This is a genomic window from uncultured Treponema sp., assembly GCF_934725225.1.
GTDB lineage: Bacteria > Spirochaetota > Spirochaetia > Treponematales > Treponemataceae > Treponema_D.
The window spans coordinates 197,522-213,801 of sequence record NZ_CAKVAM010000005.1 but is presented as its reverse complement, the minus strand read 5'-3'; the positions used below and the strand labels follow the sequence as shown (position 1 = coordinate 213,801).

The following is a 16,280-nucleotide window of genomic DNA, read 5'->3' as shown; positions in this document are numbered from 1 at the left end:
TAAACATGAATCATCCTGATTACAATTCGCCGTCTGAATTAAAAGCTTTTCTTGAGCAGGCTGGAATGGCAATGCAAAAAAAATTCGGCCAGAACTTTATGATAAATCAGTCTGCAAGAGAAAAAATAGTTTCCCTTCTTGAATTGAAAAAAAACGAGCTTGTATGGGAAATCGGTCCCGGGCTTGGCTGCATGACAGAGCTGATTCTTTTAAGCGGCGCAAATCTTGAAGTCTTTGAAATCGACAGAGGCTTTATTTCTATATTAAAGCAGTTTTTTAAACAGCAGGAAAAATCAGGGCAGTTTAAAATTGTTGAGGGCGATGTTTTAAAAAACTGGAAAAAAGCATTCACTGAAAATCCGCAAAAGCCTGCAAAACTTTTTGGAAATCTTCCATATAATATTGCGGCGACTTTTATTGCCGATACAATCACAGAAAATGTTGTGTTTGAAAAATGTGTTTTTACAGTTCAAAAAGAAGTTGCCCAGCGGATGGCAGCAAAAAAAGGCACTGAGAATTATTCGGCATTTAGTGTTTTATGCCAGTGGGGTTACAATGTAAAACTGGATCTTGTTCTTGGCTCCAGCAGTTTTTGGCCGCGTCCTACAGTTTCCTCCCAAGCAGTTATTATGACAAAAAAAGAAAAGCCTTTCAGCGGAAACTCTGCGCTCTTTGTAAAAGTCGTCCATGCTCTTTTTTCAGCAAGAAGAAAAACTATCCAGAACAACATAAAGCCTCTTCTTGCGGAAAATATTTCAGCGGAAGAATTTTTTGAAAAATGCGGAATCTCTAAAACTGAACGCGCGGAAAATTTGGCAGTAGAGGATTTTATAAGAATTTCAGATATGTTGAGCCAACTCAAGCAATCTGATAAAATACAACAAGAGGCTTGAAAAATGACAGCGGAACAAATTGCAGAAAATTTTGAATCAGTTAGAAATCAAATAAAGGAAGCTGAAAAAAAATCAGGCAGAAATGAAGGCTGCGTAAAACTTTGCGCTGTAAGCAAATTTCATCCTGCAGAAGCTGTCTTGGCCGCATTAAAAACTGGACAGACGCTTTTTGGCGAAAACCGTGTGCAAGAAGCCTTTGCAAAATTCACGCAGATAAATTCAGTTTCAAAAATAAAACCTGAGCTGCATATAATCGGAAGCCTTCAGACAAACAAAGTAAAAAAAGCAATTGAAATCGCGTCTTGCATTCAATCCGTAGACAGAGAAGAGCTTTTGGCGGAAATTGAAAAACAGTGCGCAAAAATTGAAAAGAAAATCGAAGTGTTCTTTGAAATTCACACTGGCGAAGATTCAAAAAGCGGCTATAAAGAAAAATCTGTTTTGCTGAAATCCGTAGAAAACTGCGCAAATGGAATTTATCCGCACATTGTTCCAAAAGGCCTTATGACGATGGCGCCTTTTACTCAGGACGAAAAACTTATCCGCGCTTCTTTTTCAGAATTAAGAAACTTAAAAGATGAACTGAATAAAAATTTCCCTTCGCTTGAAATAAACGAGCTTAGCATGGGAATGAGCGGCGACTATAAAATTGCAGTTGAAGAAGGAAGCACATTGGTCCGAATTGGAACGGCTTTGTTTGGAGAACGCGACTATTCTTAGCGGAATGAAAAATTTTCATTTTATTTTGACTGTTTTTATTTTGTCTCTTTTTTTACCGTTGCAAGTTTTTTCGCAATCTTCGGAAAACACAGATACAACTCCAGAACCATACGCCGAAAATGAATTTCCGCAGTGGTCAAAAGATTTGCGGCGGTTTGAAATTGTTTCACTTGGAGCAGTTCCGTTTGTCGCAATCAGTGTGAATTTGGGCTACAGCGCATACCAATATTTTTCTGGAAACTCTTCAACTTTTGAAACTCCTTTTACAAAAGGAACTTCTTTTACGGAAGGGGAGCAGATGAAAATTTTTTGCGCTTCAATTGGCGCGGGCGTGATTATTGGATTTTCAGATCTTGCGATAAATCTTGTAAAACGCCACAACGAAAAAAAACGTCAACAGAAAATTCTTGAAAGCCACGATCAGATTATAGTAGTTCCGTTTCAGGAAAGCGAAAATACAAAAAATGAAAATTTAAATTCGGAGCAATAGATGTCTTTTTTTACAAACAAAGTTCCTCCAACATACAAAGGCGAAATCCGGCTAGACAAATATATTGCGTCTCTTCCAAACGGAATGAATAGAAGCAAACTGAAAAGCGGAATTGTCTGCATTCAAGTAAACGGAAAAAAACAAAAAATTTCGTGCCAAGTAAAGGCAAACGATATAATCGATATTCAGTGGGAAGAAAATGTTCCAGACAATATTGAGCCTGAAAATATTCCGCTTGATATTATTTATGAAGATGAAAATGTCTGCGTTGTAAACAAAAAACAGGGAATGGTGACTCATCCTGCCGCTGGAAACTGGAAAGGCACTTTGGTGAACGCGCTTTTGTATCACTGGGGAAGAGAATCGATTCCAGAACTGAAGGAAGGTCAAGTTTCAAAAATTCTTTCGAATCGCAGGCCGGGAATTGTTCACAGGCTGGACAAGGAAACTTCCGGCATAATCATAACTGCAAAAAATCACGACACAGAAGAATTTCTTTCAGCGCAGTTTAGAAACCACAGTTCAATTGTAAAAGAATACATTGCAATCTGCATAGGACGCCCCCAGCATCAGCACGGAATCATTCAGACAAACATAATCCGCGACCCAAAAGAAAGGAAAAGATTCAAAGCTGTAGTTGGCACGGAAGAAGGAAAGCCAGCCGAAAGCTACTACGAGTGCATAAGCTGCTACGGAGAATATTCCCTGATGAAAGTTCGGATAAACACAGGAAGAACCCACCAAATAAGGGTGCACATGAAATACCTGAACTGTCCTATTTTAGGAGACGGAATCTATGCGCATCAGGATAAAAAATTTCCAAAAGCAACTCTCATGCTGAATGCAAGGCTTTTGAAAATAAAAATTCCGGGAAAAGAAGAACTTTCAACTTTTAAATCTCCAACACCGGAACGTTTTATAGAAGTTATGAAAGTTTTAAAGCGCGACTACACAAAAGTAATTCTTCCAAAGGACAAGTAACAGACAATGGATGCAGAAAAACAGATACAGATTGTCATTGAGCCGTCGAAAGAAAATCCGTTTGTTGTTATAAAAAAGCCTCGTGGACTTCCGAGCGCGCCGCTTTTTGAAGGGGACGAATGCGCATTTACTCAGGCTGCAAAACTGTACCCATATCTTTTAGAAGTTTCCGGGAAAAAAGAAATAGAGCATGGGCTTGTGCATAGAATCGACACGGAAACAGAAGGCTTGCTTTTAATCGCTGCAACACAAGAAAGCTACAATGCGTTTATAAATTTTCAGCGTGAAGGGAAGTTTTTAAAAGGTTATTCCGCAAAATGCCAGAAAATCGAAAATGCACTTGAAGGATTTCCTCCAGCTGAATTTTTACTAGAAAACAAATCAGATAGTATAAAAAAATACACAGTTTCTTCAAAATTCAGACCTTTTTCCTTAAAATCATCTCAAGTGCGTCCTGTAACGAGCAATTCTGGAAAGGCTGCGCAGAAAAAATGCAGTGAAAAAATTTACACAACAGAAATCCTTTTGGACACAGACAAGCTTTTTGCAAAATGTTCTATAAAAGAAGGCTTTCGACACCAAGTAAGATGCCATTTGGCTTGGCTTGGTTTTCCTGTTTGCGGAGACAAACTTTACAATCCGCTTTGCAGCCAAAATGAAGAAATGCAGTTTTTTGCAGATTACTTAAAATTTCCGCATCCTTTGACCGGCGAAGCAGTCGAATGTTCTTATAATGTAAAAATTCAATGATTATCGAGTCAAGCCCGATAATGACAATAAAACATTCAATCTGCTATTGCGTTGCCATACTTGATACAGCAACCTTGCTAAAAAAAAACAATTTTTTTTCTGTATCTTATTGACTTACATAAAAATGTTGTTTATATTTTCAGTTACCGATTATTCGGTAACACTATAGGCAAACATGGAAAAGAAGAAGAATTCAACCAGAGACAAAATCATTCAGTCAGCATTCTCTTTTTACGATATGCTTTTTTTTGAGAGAATTTCACTTTCAAAAATCGCTGCAAAAGCCGGCATTACGAAACCTGCTATTTACAAGCATTTTAAAAGCCGCGAAGACTTGGAAAACGCAATGAAGTCTTTAATTCTTAGCGATATTGCGGACACAATAAAAGAATGCGGGCAAGATAAAAACGAAGGTTATATTCTTGAAAAAGTCATAGTTCTTCTTTGCAACAAAAAATCATATTTCTATTTTATACTTTCAAATTCTCTTGAGTTCAGCATTGACAATTTTTTAATTGAAATAGAAAAGCACAATATTTCAGATTTAAATTTGGAAAATATTTTTGACAGCTGCGGAAAAATTGCGGACATTGAAATTTACAAAAAAGTTCTTTATGTTTCCGCCACAATGATTTTCTTCCAAGGCGCAAGAGATTTTACTCTGCTGGACAAAAAAATTTCTGATTCAGATGAAAATATTCAGGAATATGCGGAAAAACTTTCCAAGTTCATTATGTTCGGCGGACTTGGACATGACATAAAAAACACTGACGCGCTCAGGCTTTCCCAGCTTGACCTTCTTTGCAGCAAGGAAATTCAGTCTTTAAAAGAGCCTTGCAAATTTTTTACAGCAATCGGAAACGTTGTGCGCCGTGTTGGATTTTCAAAAACCACAATTGAAGAGCTTGCAAAAGAACTTGGGCTTGCAAAAAGCAGCCTGTACACAAATTTCAGCTCAAAAAAAGAAATGTTCGAAGCTCTTATAAAGGAAGAATGTTTAAATCTGTTTCATGTTATCAGGCAGAATCTTCTTTACGCAAAAAACAGCGCGGAATGCATCTACATTTTTATGGAAACTGAAATCGAATTTTTCCTAAAGAGAAAAGGATTGCTTTATGTTTGTCGCTGGCTCACGTTCCAAAATTCAAAAGATGATTTTAAAATCAAGGCAATGCACGAAAAAAGAGAAAAGACAATTGGCAAAGACGAGCAGCTTGACTTTACATCTTTTATTCTCAACGCCGACATTATAACTCAAATTCCAGACTTTGGAACTCCAAAGATGGATGTGCAGATTATGTTCTCATGGATTTTCCATGTTCCGATTTTTTTCCTGCTGCACAATGATCTTCATGATTTTCCAGATGAATCGGTTCACGCCGCGATAAAAGATTTTTTTTATTATATGGAAAAGGGAATTAATTTTATTGATAATAAAGAAAATAATATTTCAGGAGGAAAGAAATGATTTTCAGCAAAAAGACATTTTTTAAGATTTCAGTCTTGCTTGCTATGTCTGGAGCTTTTGTCTTTGCGCAGGAAGCCAAGACGCAAAATGAGTCTGACAAAAAAACTGTAAAATTGACACTTTACGAAGCCGTGGATTACGCGCTTGAACACAGCCATTCGCTCAAGACCGCCGACATTGACCTTGAAATCAAGGAACGCGCCGGAAAGAACGCCTGGAATGTTTTGCTTCCGACAGTTCAGGCAATGGGAACTCTCAACAGAACTACAGATATTTCTTCAAATTTGTCGGGAACAAACACAATGATGAAACTTCACGGACTTCCTGAAATTGAAGAGACAGAAAGCATGAAGTGGACAGGAATTGCGAGCCTTTCAGTTGACTGGAATTTCAGCCTTGCAATGATTCAGCAGATAAGAGCTGCAAAAGCTGGCTACGAAGCCGGAAAAATCAGTTATGAGCAAAGCCTTGTTGAAACAGAAGTAAATGTAAAAAAACTTTTCTACGGACTTCTCTTGCAGCAGGAAAATTTAAATTTGCAGAAAACAACTCTTGAAAATTCAAGAAGACGCATGGTTCAGGCAGAAGCGAACTTTAAAAATGGAATGGTTCCAGAACTTTCAATGCTCCAGGCGCAAGTTACATACCAGAATAAAAGCCCTGAAGTTGCCCAAATGGAACGTGAATTCCGACAGCAGCTTGATACTTTTGCATTCCTTTTGGGACTTCCAGTTGGAACAGACATTGTTTTGCAAGGAAGCATTGAGCCTTTTTATGTTGACTTGCACTACGACACTCTTATTGAACGCTACGGAAACAACAGCCTAGACCTTCAGTCAATTGACAAGAACATTGAGCAGCTTCAGCGCAACCTTGACGCTTTAAATCTTAGCACTTACACACCGTTTTTCAATCTCAGCTACGGATTCAAGCCTATGCTCACTGATTTTCTTGACGCAGACAAAGGCGGATTCCCTACAGGCGGAGATTGGACAGATTCAGGCTTTATAAGCTTTACAATCGGATGGAACCTTACAAACATTCTTCCGTTCTCGTCAAACAGGCAGCAGGCAAAAGACTTGCAGGCAAATCTTGACAAGCTCAAGGTAAGCAGAGAAATGCTTCTTGAAAACCAGAAAATGACTGTCCGCAAATCTGTAGACACTTTGATTCAGGCGCGCGAGCAGATTCAGTCCATGAACAGAAGCATAACACTTGCCCAGCGTTCTTACGACATGACAGTACGCGCTTACCGCAACGGAACTACAGAACTTCTTGATGTGCGCGACGCAGAAAATCAGCTTAACACTGCAAAGCTCGGACTTGCAAACCAGAAGTTCAACTATATTTCAGCATTGCTTGACTTGGAAACAACTCTTAATACAAAACTCACCGGAGGAGAAAAATAAAATGAAAAAAACAAGCGCAAAACTACCTTTTATTTTGATGGCAGCGGCAATCTTGTCATCCGCATTGGTTTCCTGCAAGGGAAAATCAGAAAAAGCAGCAAAGGAAGAAGAAACTGAAACAATCTACGCTGTAAACGCAGACATTGTTCAGGCCGGAAACCTTGACGACTACTTGGAATTCGGCGGAGATGTTTCTTCTGTTTCCGCAGTTGACGTTTACCCAGACGCGGCAGGAAAAATTTCCCGCATAAGAGTTGCTGTAGGAGACCTTGTAAAAAAAGACCAGATTATCGCTTATGTTGACCCAAGCCGCCCGGGAATGAACTACAGCGAAAACCCGGTAAAAGCTCCGATTTCAGGAAGAGTAACTTCATTTCCGCCTACAATCGGAACAATGGTTAGCCAAGGATATTCAATTGCAAAAATCAGTGACACAGACGAGCTTCAGATAAAGGTAAATGTAGCAGAACGCTTCATCAGCAGAATCCGCGAAAACCAGACTGCTGTTGTAAGTTTTGACGCATATCCTGGAGTTGAATTTAAGGCACGCGTTTTTGAAGTTTCGCCGGTTTTGGACACAACAAGCCGTACAATGCTTGCAAAGCTCAAGGTTGAGCCAGCCGACTCAAGAATAAAGGCAGGAATGTACGCCCGTGTAAAGCTCATCACCGACACAATCGAAGGAGCCGTTGTTGTTCCAAATGACGCCATTGTTTACCGCGACGGTAAGCCTTATGTATTTACAGCAAAATCAGAAAATGCGGAATCCAGCGTAAACATGGTTTCTGTAAAAGAAGGTCTTTCCGTAGACAATAAGACAGAAATTCAGGAAGGCCTTAAAGAAGGAGACGTTATAATTGTAAAGGGACAGTCTCTTTTGAGCGACGGTTCCAAAGTAAAGATTCTTTCAATTTCTGGAAAAGCAGTTGAAAGCAAAACCGAAAACAAGGACTAAAATATGACATTTTCAGAAAAATGTGTAAATAAACCAGTAACAACACTGCTGATCTTTTTTATAATGGTCGCGCTGGGTATTTTCTGTATATTCGATATGCCGGTAGATATGTATCCAGACATGGACTTGCCGTATATGCTCGTTTATACAGCTTACGATGATGCAGGCCCGGAAGAAGTAGAACAGAGCCTTACAAGAACAATGGAAAGCTCACTTTCTGGACTTAGCGGACTTAAGAAAATGCAGTCTCAGTCGCAGTCTGGAGCAAGCATTATATTTCTTGAGTTTGACTACGGAACAAACCTCGACACAGCGGCTATAGAAATCCGCGACAAGATTGATATTGTTCGAAGCTATTTGCCAGAAGATGCAGATTCTCCAATTACACTTAAGCTTGACCCTTCCATGATGCCTATTATGAACATTGTAGTTCAGGGCGACTTGACCCCGGAAGAGCTTAGAACAATCGCCGAGGACACAATCCAGCCGCGTCTTGAGCAGCTTGATGGAGTTGCTTCTGCAAACGTTATCGGCGGACGCGAGGAATCTATAAACGTAGACATTCCTAGAGACCGACTTGAAGCCTACGGACTTTCAATTTCTACAATCGCACAGATGATTGGAGCGCAGAACGTTCAAAGCTCAGGCGGAACAATCACTTCAGGCGATAAAAACTATACTATTAAAACAAGCGGAAAATACAAAAGCTTGGAAGATCTCAAGAACACGGTAATCACTTACAAAGCGGACTCTTTGGACAGCTCAAGGCTTGTTACAGTAAAGCTCCGCGACATTGCCGATGTCTATGACGGCTACAAAGATGAAAGCACTCTTGCGTATTTGGACGGAAAGCCTTGCGTAATGCTTATGATTCAAAAGCAGAGTGGAAAAAATTCCGTTACAGCCGCAAAAAATGTAAGAAAGGCTATTGTAAAGCTCAAGGCGGATCTTCCTGCTGGAGTTGAGCTTGTAGAAACTTCAAACACAGTAGATATTATTGAACAGACAATCAATGAAGTTGTTTCTTCTGTTGTTCAGGGCGCACTTCTTGCAGTTGCAGTTTTGTTTATATTCCTGCGCTCTCTAAAAAGTACATTTATCATCGGACTTTCAATTCCGATTTCAGTATTTGTAACACTCATGCTCATGTACTTTAAAGGCATGACAATAAACATGATTTCCATGGCTGGACTCCTCCTTGGAATCGGTATGCTTGTAGACAACTCAATCGTTGTTCTTGAAAACATCTACGCTTACCGCCAGAGAGACGCCAAGCCAAAAGTAGCGGCAATTCTCGGAAGCCAGGAAATGGTAACTTCCATAACCGCTTCAACTTTGACATCTGTATGTGTTTTTCTTCCGATGATTCTCTTTAGAAAAAAACTCGGAATCATGGGACAGATGTTCGACAGCCTTGCCTACACAATTATTTTCTCATTGATTTGCTCGCTGATTGTTGCGATTGCCCTTGTTCCGGTTCTTTGCTCAAGCTACCTTAAAATCGACAAGATTGTTGACGAAAGAAAAAGCGGAATCGGCTACGGAATAAACCAGGCATTCAACAAATTCTTCCTGAATCTCGACAACGGATATGCAAAGGGAGTCCGCTTTGTTCTTCACCACAGAAAGACATTTATCATAGTTCTTGTATGCTGCTTTGTCCTTTCTATAGTGAGCGTAAAATTCGTAGGCTTTATCTTTATGCCGGAATCCGCTTCAAATACAGTTGGAATTGAAGTTGAGCTTCCAATGGGAACAACGCTTGAAGTTACAGAAGACACCTTGAGAACACTTGAGGAAATCGGAAAAAAAGAGCTTGTCGGCGTAAAATACACATCTGTAACAGTCGGCGGAACAAGCGTAATTTCCGCAAGCTCTGAAACAAACACAGGTGCAATCACTTGGACTTTGTATGAAGCCAAAGAACGTGAAAAAGGCTGGGACAACGAAAAGTCTGCAAAAGACAAGCTTAGAAAGTACTTTAACACGATTCCAGGCGCAACACTTTCATTTGCAACAAATTCGAACAGCGCGTCTTCTGGAGAAATGAGCATCGACATCCGCAGCAACGACCTTGATCTTGTGCGCAACACAGCTGCTCAGGTTGAAAAAATTCTTAAAGAGCAGGCGACTGAACTTGTAACAGAAGTTTCAAGCGATGTTGAAGATGGACTTCCTCAGGCAGAAATTGTAGTTGACCGCGACAGAATGTACGAGCTTGGCTTGAACATTTACAATGTAGGCTCTGAAATCAATGCCGCAATCAATGGAAAAACTGCCAGCCGCTACACAAAGCTTGGAGACGATATTGACGTTATTGTCCGCCTTGCAGAAAAAGACAAGAAAAAACTTGCAGACCTTGACCAGGTTTCTGTAGTGAATTCAATGGGACAGAGAATTCCTCTTTCAAGCTTTGCACGTTACGAGGAAAATCTTTCGCCTGTTACGATTCTTCGTGAAGATCAGTCAAGAATTGTCCATGTTACAGCAAAGCCAGTTTCCGGCGTTTCCCTAGATGTTGTTCAGACAGGACTTTTAAAGATTATAAACGACAACATTCCAAAAGACGACGCTGTAACAATCTCCATAAGCGGAGACTACGAAGACATGATGGAAGCTGTTGTTAACTTCGGCGCAATTATTATTCTTGCCGCGGCATTGGTTTTCATTGTCATGGCAAGCCAGTTCGAATCATTGATTGACCCGTTCATTGTTATCCTTACAATTCCATTCTCGTTCATCGGAGTTATGATGACTTACGCAATGGTCAACCAGCGTCTTAGTGTTGTTACAATCATGGGTATGCTCGTTCTGGTCGGAACAATCGTTAACAACGGTATTGTTCTTGTTGACTACACGAACCTTTTGCGAAAACGTGGCTATGAACTTGAGGAAGCTTGTGTTGAAGCCGCAAGAAACAGACTTCGTCCAATCTTGATGAGTACGCTTACAACAGTTATTTCTCTTGCTCCAATGGCGTTCTTCCCGGGCGAAGGCTCAACTTCAATGCAGCCGATTTCTCTCACAACATTCGGCGGAATGACATTCGGTTCAGTAATGACACTGTTCCTTATGCCTTCTATTTACTACATCATAAACTCAAGAAGAATGAAAAAAGCCGCAAAAAAGGCTGCCAAGAAAGAAGCTCTTCAGCAAAAGAAGCTTGAAGCCCTTGAAGCAAACAACGCTTAGTTTTTGGTTGGAGGAAAATTATGGCTGATGAATACGAAAAAAATATCCAGCGTGTGCGTGTTGAAATAATCTGTTCCCAGGCATTGGAAGAAGACTTTGCCGAGGAATTTGAAAAAAACAAAGTAGGCAAGCACTACACAAAAATTTCCCCTGTAATGGGAGCAGGCTACAGCAATCCTCACTTGGGAGACGCAGTCTGGCCGCAGCTCAACACAATGTACATAATCTACTGTAGCGAGGAAGAAGCTGAAAAAATCAAGCAGATTGTGGTCAAACTTAGAAAACTCTTTATTACAGAAGGAATCGGCTGCTTTATAGGAAGCGGAACTGAAATCTAAAAATTAAATCCTGCTGGTAAAAACTGGCAGGATTTTTTTTACTTTAAAACTGATTGCAAATAAAAAATCTTAATGGTAAACTTTTTCCTAAATTTCTCACTGGAGAGCAAAGATGGAAAATTACTGCATAATGGTGCAGACTGGGAGCGAGGAAAAGTTCAAGGAAGAGGCGGCGGCTAAGCTTTCAGAAACAGAAAAAAGCAGCAAAGTTCAGTTTTACTTTTTCAAGAAAATGATGCGGACAAGCAAAGGAAAAACTTTTGAAGAGCCTCTTTTTCCCGGATACATTTTTTTAGAGGCGGATTCCTTGGACACAGAGTGCGTTTCAACATTAAAAACAGTAAAAAATTTCTATCACTTTTTAAGGTCCAACAGCGACATAACAGAACTTAAGGGAACTGACCTTGCGGTTGTGGAGCAGTTCAAGCGGTGCGGCGAGCGACTAGGCTTTTCAAAGCTATATTTTGAGCCGGGCAGAAAAATCGTAGTCGTAGAAGGACCTCTGCAAGGACTTGAAGGAAAAATAATCGCAGTCAACAAAAAAAGATGCCGCGTAACAATCCAGCTAGACATGATGCCCAACGTAAAAAAAATCGACCTTATGTACGACCTCGTTCAGCCGGTGTAAAAAAAAGTTTATTTTCGGAAGTTTTTTGGAAAAAATAAAAAAGCAGCCAGTCATTCCTGCGTAAGGAAAACTGGCTGCCGTTGCTGTGCTATTCGAGTTTTGCCCCGAAAATGTCTTATGCTACTGTTATTACAGAATCCGTGTTCGCAGTGAAATAAGTGTTGCCCGGCTTTGTTACAATGCTTACATTATAACTTCCAGCGGCAAGGCTTGAAGGCACAGGCAAGTCAACTACATTTGTTCCGCGGCGGCTGTAAACATAAAGGCGGGTAAGTCCGCTTTCATTTTCCAAGAACACTCCCTGGTTTTCATCGGCAATATCAAAAGAAAGGTTTCTTCCGTGCAGGCGAAGCGTTTTTCCAGCCAGCACAGAAAGATTTGAGCTTTCGCTTGCATCGTCATTCAGTGCGCTTACACGGTATATCTTGGCTTCTCCAGTGAAGTCTGGCGGAATCTGCTTGTACTCAAGCTTTGACCTTACATCTGCAGCAGTTTTTTCGTTTGCATTGAAGAGAAAGCCTAAAGTATGGTTTCCGGTTCCCATAACAAAGCCGTCCTGAATATTGGCGCAGGTTCCTGTGGCATTTGCGCGGAGAACTCCGAACGGCAGTTCCACGTTGTATCCTTTAGCAAGGTATTTAACCACAATAGAATCCATTACAGAAAGCATTCCAAGATAGTCAGCCTCCGTAAAAGAAGAGTTCCAGTCAGACATCTTCGTTGGTCAGCAAAGTATTTTTGTACGCAGAGCATTTTACTTTTGTACAGTCAGGAAAATGGCAAGCAGCGGAAGGGATTTTTTATAAGCAGGGATTGAATTTTATTTGCCATTTCTTTGCGTAGCTATGAAGAACTCTCGCGTATTGAAAAGTATCTAATTATAATTGTATAATATTCTATAAAAAGAGGTGTTTTGTATGCCAAAAGCATTGTTAGATTTCATGGGATTTAAATTCTTTTTTTGGTCAAACGAGGAAAGAAGAATGCATATTCATGTATGCAAGGGAGACCCAAGACCGAATGCAACAAAATTTTGGGTCACACCAGACGAAGTTTCCATCGCCTTTAATGACAACACAATTTCAGACCAGGATTTAAATAAAATCGAAAAGTATATATACGCAAACCGCGAGACAATAATCACACGCTGGGTAAAATATTTTGGAATTTAATAGAAAGGAGGTTTTTATGGGAATTTATTACAGCACTGTTGACGGCATAGTTCTTACTTTTTCAAAAATCCGCAAAAACGGCATATTTGATGAAATTAACTTCCGCTTTGAAAGACCAAATGACAAAGGAGGATTTGATTTTGCCGAGGGAAAGCTGCCTAACAATACATTCAATAAGTCATACGGATTTTCAGAAGACGAACTTTTAGATTTGGAAAAATACCTTAAAAACAATGCCTTTTTGATTTGGGAAATTGCACGTGAAACCGCATAAAATAATTGCATAGCAACTAAAGCATTCTTACAGTTTTCTTTATATACAAAATTATGGCAATCAGCCTTTATTAATTTCTTCATTGACAGCGGTTTAATATTTGGTTATAATCTGCAAAATACGTTGCAACTGTTTATTGATGTCCGGTAGGGACGTAAACGTGTACAGCTTCAAGCCTTTTTTCAGTACGCTGGGATTTTCCCCATAGCGGAAAGGGTGAAGATGTATGCGGAATGGAATTACTGAAAAACTTCCTTATTTTTGAATAAACTACAAATTGACTTTTCAATAAAAGTGTTATATTTTTGCCGTTAGTATGAATAAAATGCAGAAAGAGGATCTGTATCAGATTCAGGTGCGGCTTTTTCGGCTGGCTCAGTTAAAATGGAACATTTCCGCCGCAAAATGCAGCGAACTCTTCAATAAGTATGATATTTACGGCTATATAGAAGCATGCTATGACTTTTTCCATGAGCAAGGAGATGAGGCGAATCTTTCTGACATAGAAAAATATCTGGAAAATCTGAGGTGCAAAAAGTGATATTAAAAGATGGAGTCAGTTTGTACCACGGTAGCTATGCAAAAATAGAAAAAATCAATCTTTCTAACTGTCTTGACGGAAAAGACTTTGGTTCAGGCTTTTATTTGACTACTGATTATGAGCAGACCGCAAAGTTCATAAAAACTTCAATAGCCAAGGCTGTGAAAAACAAACTTATAGAAGAAAATACAAGTTCAGGATATGTAACCCCACATTCAAATTTAAAAGAGTTTGTGACATTTCCATTTATGATTTTAAAAAGGCGGACAAAAACTGGCTTCATTATGTGGCCGGAAACCGGAAACAAGGAATTTTTGAAGAAGAGCTTGATAAATTGCAAGGCTATGATATAGTTTCTGGAAAAATTGCCAATGATGCGACAAACCGTGTGATAACGGCATATATAAACAATGTTTATGGAGAACCGGGAAGCCATTTTGCCGACAGAACGGCTATCTCGCTTTTGCTTCCAAATAAGCTCAGCAATCAAGTCTGCTTTAAAACGCAGGCACCAGTTTCCTGTCTTGAATTTGTTGAGGCTGTAGAGGTGAAGCTGTGAAAATAAGCGAAAATGAATACACAATGGAAACTCTTGCAGCCCTTGCTGGCAAAGCAATTGCAAAAAAGAATGGAATTTCTGATATTCAGGGCTTTGACTTGCTTATGAATTCAAAGACCGGCGAGATGCTTTTTGACGACAATTATGACCTTTGGCATAACGGTCCGGACTACATTGCCGCGGAATACTTTCTGGAAAAAAAAGCGGAGTAGTGGTTTTAAGGTTGTCAATATAAATGCACATTTGACCCGCTAAAAATAAAACAAAAGAAATGTTTTTGTAATTTTCTACAGACTATACGCAATAATAACCGCGTGTATGGATTTAACTAAATTATAAAACAAATTACTGTCCAGTATTCACTTTTGTATAATCCAGTATGAAGCACTGTAAAGTCTAGTGTGAAGCTTTGTAACGTCCAGTATGAAATGATTCACTGGACATTATGAGTTTTTTTGCTAGACAATTTATTACATAATTCTTGTTTTTAACCAAAGTATTTTTTAAGTCAAGTTTTTGTCTTTCCTGAAAGGTAAATGAAATAACAAGCCTTTAAGAAGTAGAAATAGTATCTAAAAAAAACAAAGCCGGAATTACACTAAAAACTATTATCAATTAACTACATTACTGATTTATTGTAATTATTTAGATTTGGGGGTCGGAAACATGGATAAAATCTCTTTTAACCTTGATGATTTCATTTCGAAATATGTAACAAAGCGTCCTGTGAGTATGTTCGCTTGTGATATTGAAAATAATAGAGAAAAGATTTCTGCGAAAATCAAGGGAAAGTCTGCTCTTGTGATTGGTGGTGCAGGAAGTATTGGATCATCTTTTATAAAGGCAATTCTTCCTTTTGAGCCAAAAACACTTGTTGTTGTGGATACAAATGAGAATGCTCTTGCGGAACTTACACGAGATTTGCGCAGTTCTAAGGGAATGTATGTTCCTGATGACTATATTCCTTATCCGATGGATTTTGCTTCATCTGTTTTTGAAAAAATGTTCAGGAGTCGTGCAGGTTTTGATATTGTTGCAAACTTTTCTGCTCATAAGCACGTTCGTTCGGAAAAAGATATTTACTCGGTTGAAGCGTTGCTTCAAAACAATGTGCTTCATGCAAAGCTCCTGCTTGATTTGCTTTCAGAATTTCCGCCTGAAGAATATTTTTGTGTTTCAACGGATAAGGCTGCAAATCCTGTGAATATCATGGGGGCAAGCAAGAGGATAATGGAAGATGTTATTTTCTCGTATTCTGAAAAATTCCCTGTGAAAACAGCTCGTTTTGCTAATGTCGCATTTTCAAACGGTTCATTGCCGGCTGGATTTTTTGCGCGTATTGATAAGCTTCAGCCAATCAGTGCTCCGTCTGATGTAAAACGGTATTTTGTATCGCCTCAAGAAAGCGGGCAAATTTGTATGCTTGCTTGTATGCTTGGAAACAACCGTGAGATTTTCTTCCCGAAGCTCTGTGAAGAGCAGGAAATGATTTTCTCTGATATTGCAACAGCCTTGCTTAAGGCGAAAGGTTTTACTGTAAAACAATGTGATTCGGACGAGGAGGCAATAAAAGAGTCGGAAAACTTGAAAGAAGGAAGTAAGGAATATCCGGTTCATTATTCAGGTTCTGACACAACAGGAGAAAAACCTTATGAAGAATTTTTTACGGAATCAGAAACAACTGACATGACTCGTTTTTCTTCGCTTGGAGTAATTACAGGAAAGCAAATTCGCAAACAGAAAGATATTGATGTTCTTTACAGCAGACTCAATGCGGAATTTGATAAAACAGATGCAACTAAAGAAGAAGTTGTAAAGATTATGCAGGAGTTTTTGCCGAACTTTGTGCATGAAGAACTTGGAAAATTTCTTGACAGCAAGATGTAAAAATGAATGCAGATAGCAATTCG

At 39.3% G+C, this 16,280-nt stretch carries 19 protein-coding genes; 18 read left to right on the top strand and 1 reads right to left on the bottom strand.

Translation table 11 applies throughout. The annotated features are described in order from the left end of the window. The first annotated feature begins 5 nt into the window (after nucleotides 1-5). The 11 genes from rsmA to Q0H92_RS09380 all read left to right on the top strand — a co-directional run bounded on the left by rsmA (nucleotide 6) and on the right by Q0H92_RS09380 (nucleotide 11,824). Nucleotides 6-893: a 16S rRNA (adenine(1518)-N(6)/adenine(1519)-N(6))-dimethyltransferase RsmA gene (gene rsmA / locus Q0H92_RS09430; protein WP_296014270.1), complete on the top strand. Its 888-nt coding sequence runs from the start codon at nucleotides 6-8 to the stop codon at nucleotides 891-893. Nucleotides 894-896: 3 nt separating this feature from the next. Next, a complete protein-coding gene (locus Q0H92_RS09425) occupies nucleotides 897-1,613 on the top strand; it encodes a YggS family pyridoxal phosphate-dependent enzyme (RefSeq protein WP_296014268.1) in 717 nt (238 codons plus the stop codon). Continuing rightward, entirely contained in the window at nucleotides 1,591-2,103 is a 513-nt protein-coding gene (locus Q0H92_RS09420) for a hypothetical protein (protein ID WP_296014363.1), read from the top strand. The genes Q0H92_RS09425 and Q0H92_RS09420 overlap by 23 nt, the downstream gene beginning before the upstream one ends. Next, nucleotides 2,104-3,084 (top strand): RluA family pseudouridine synthase, encoded by a 981-nt coding sequence (locus Q0H92_RS09415; protein ID WP_296014265.1) that lies wholly within the window; start codon nucleotides 2,104-2,106, stop codon nucleotides 3,082-3,084. A gap of 6 nt (nucleotides 3,085-3,090) precedes the next feature. Further along, nucleotides 3,091-3,834, top strand: a complete 744-nt coding sequence (locus tag Q0H92_RS09410) for a pseudouridine synthase (protein WP_296014263.1) — start codon at nucleotides 3,091-3,093, stop codon at nucleotides 3,832-3,834. 175 nt (nucleotides 3,835-4,009) lie between these two features. After that, nucleotides 4,010-5,302, top strand: a complete 1,293-nt coding sequence (locus tag Q0H92_RS09405) for a TetR/AcrR family transcriptional regulator (protein ID WP_296014260.1) — start codon at nucleotides 4,010-4,012, stop codon at nucleotides 5,300-5,302. Continuing rightward, complete coding sequence (locus Q0H92_RS09400) at nucleotides 5,299-6,711, top strand: TolC family protein (RefSeq protein ID WP_296014259.1); 1,413 nt, start codon at nucleotides 5,299-5,301, stop codon at nucleotides 6,709-6,711. The genes Q0H92_RS09405 and Q0H92_RS09400 overlap by 4 nt, the downstream gene beginning before the upstream one ends. A 1-nt stretch (nucleotide 6,712) precedes the next feature. After that, the gene (locus tag Q0H92_RS09395) at nucleotides 6,713-7,666 is read left to right on the top strand and encodes an efflux RND transporter periplasmic adaptor subunit (protein ID WP_296014255.1); all 954 of its coding nucleotides are present in this window, start codon (nucleotides 6,713-6,715) and stop codon (nucleotides 7,664-7,666) included. A gap of 3 nt (nucleotides 7,667-7,669) precedes the next feature. Continuing rightward, the gene (locus Q0H92_RS09390) at nucleotides 7,670-10,858 is read left to right on the top strand and encodes an efflux RND transporter permease subunit (protein WP_296014252.1); all 3,189 of its coding nucleotides are present in this window, start codon (nucleotides 7,670-7,672) and stop codon (nucleotides 10,856-10,858) included. Between the two features lie 20 nt (nucleotides 10,859-10,878). Continuing rightward, a complete protein-coding gene (locus Q0H92_RS09385) occupies nucleotides 10,879-11,196 on the top strand; it encodes a PG0541 family transporter-associated protein (RefSeq protein ID WP_276752243.1) in 318 nt (105 codons plus the stop codon). Between the two features lie 112 nt (nucleotides 11,197-11,308). Then, nucleotides 11,309-11,824 carry a transcription termination/antitermination NusG family protein gene (locus Q0H92_RS09380; RefSeq protein ID WP_296014246.1) on the top strand — a complete coding sequence of 172 codons (516 nt, stop codon included), beginning with the start codon at nucleotides 11,309-11,311 and terminating at the stop codon, nucleotides 11,822-11,824. A gap of 115 nt (nucleotides 11,825-11,939) precedes the next feature. On the opposite strand, the gene Q0H92_RS09375 is transcribed toward Q0H92_RS09380, so the two are convergent. After that, nucleotides 11,940-12,539, bottom strand: a complete 600-nt coding sequence (locus tag Q0H92_RS09375; protein ID WP_296014242.1) for a DUF4469 domain-containing protein — start codon at nucleotides 12,537-12,539, stop codon at nucleotides 11,940-11,942. 202 nt (nucleotides 12,540-12,741) lie between these two features. Here Q0H92_RS09375 and Q0H92_RS09370 point away from each other — a divergent pair, with 202 nt between their 5' ends. The 7 genes from Q0H92_RS09370 (at nucleotide 12,742) to Q0H92_RS09340 (ending at nucleotide 16,257) form a co-directional block, all read left to right on the top strand. Then, nucleotides 12,742-12,996, top strand: a complete 255-nt coding sequence (locus Q0H92_RS09370; protein WP_296014238.1) for a DUF4160 domain-containing protein — start codon at nucleotides 12,742-12,744, stop codon at nucleotides 12,994-12,996. Between the two features lie 16 nt (nucleotides 12,997-13,012). Beyond that, nucleotides 13,013-13,270 (top strand): hypothetical protein, encoded by a 258-nt coding sequence (locus tag Q0H92_RS09365; protein WP_296014233.1) that lies wholly within the window; start codon nucleotides 13,013-13,015, stop codon nucleotides 13,268-13,270. A 325-nt stretch (nucleotides 13,271-13,595) separates the two neighbouring features. Continuing rightward, nucleotides 13,596-13,811 carry a DUF3791 domain-containing protein gene (locus Q0H92_RS09360; RefSeq protein ID WP_296014230.1) on the top strand — a complete coding sequence of 72 codons (216 nt, stop codon included), beginning with the start codon at nucleotides 13,596-13,598 and terminating at the stop codon, nucleotides 13,809-13,811. Next, a complete protein-coding gene (locus Q0H92_RS09355; protein WP_296014226.1) occupies nucleotides 13,808-14,164 on the top strand; it encodes a DUF3990 domain-containing protein in 357 nt (118 codons plus the stop codon). Before Q0H92_RS09360 ends, Q0H92_RS09355 begins: the two co-directional genes overlap by 4 nt. Beyond that, on the top strand, nucleotides 14,050-14,370 hold the full coding sequence (locus Q0H92_RS09350; RefSeq protein ID WP_365921119.1) for a DUF3990 domain-containing protein: 321 nt from the start codon (nucleotides 14,050-14,052) through the stop codon (nucleotides 14,368-14,370). Before Q0H92_RS09355 ends, Q0H92_RS09350 begins: the two co-directional genes overlap by 115 nt. Then, a complete protein-coding gene (locus Q0H92_RS09345) occupies nucleotides 14,367-14,582 on the top strand; it encodes a hypothetical protein (RefSeq protein WP_296014221.1) in 216 nt (71 codons plus the stop codon). Before Q0H92_RS09350 ends, Q0H92_RS09345 begins: the two co-directional genes overlap by 4 nt. A 454-nt stretch (nucleotides 14,583-15,036) precedes the next feature. Beyond that, entirely contained in the window at nucleotides 15,037-16,257 is a 1,221-nt protein-coding gene (locus Q0H92_RS09340) for a polysaccharide biosynthesis protein (protein ID WP_296014217.1), read from the top strand. The last annotated feature ends 23 nt before the right edge of the window (nucleotides 16,258-16,280 follow it).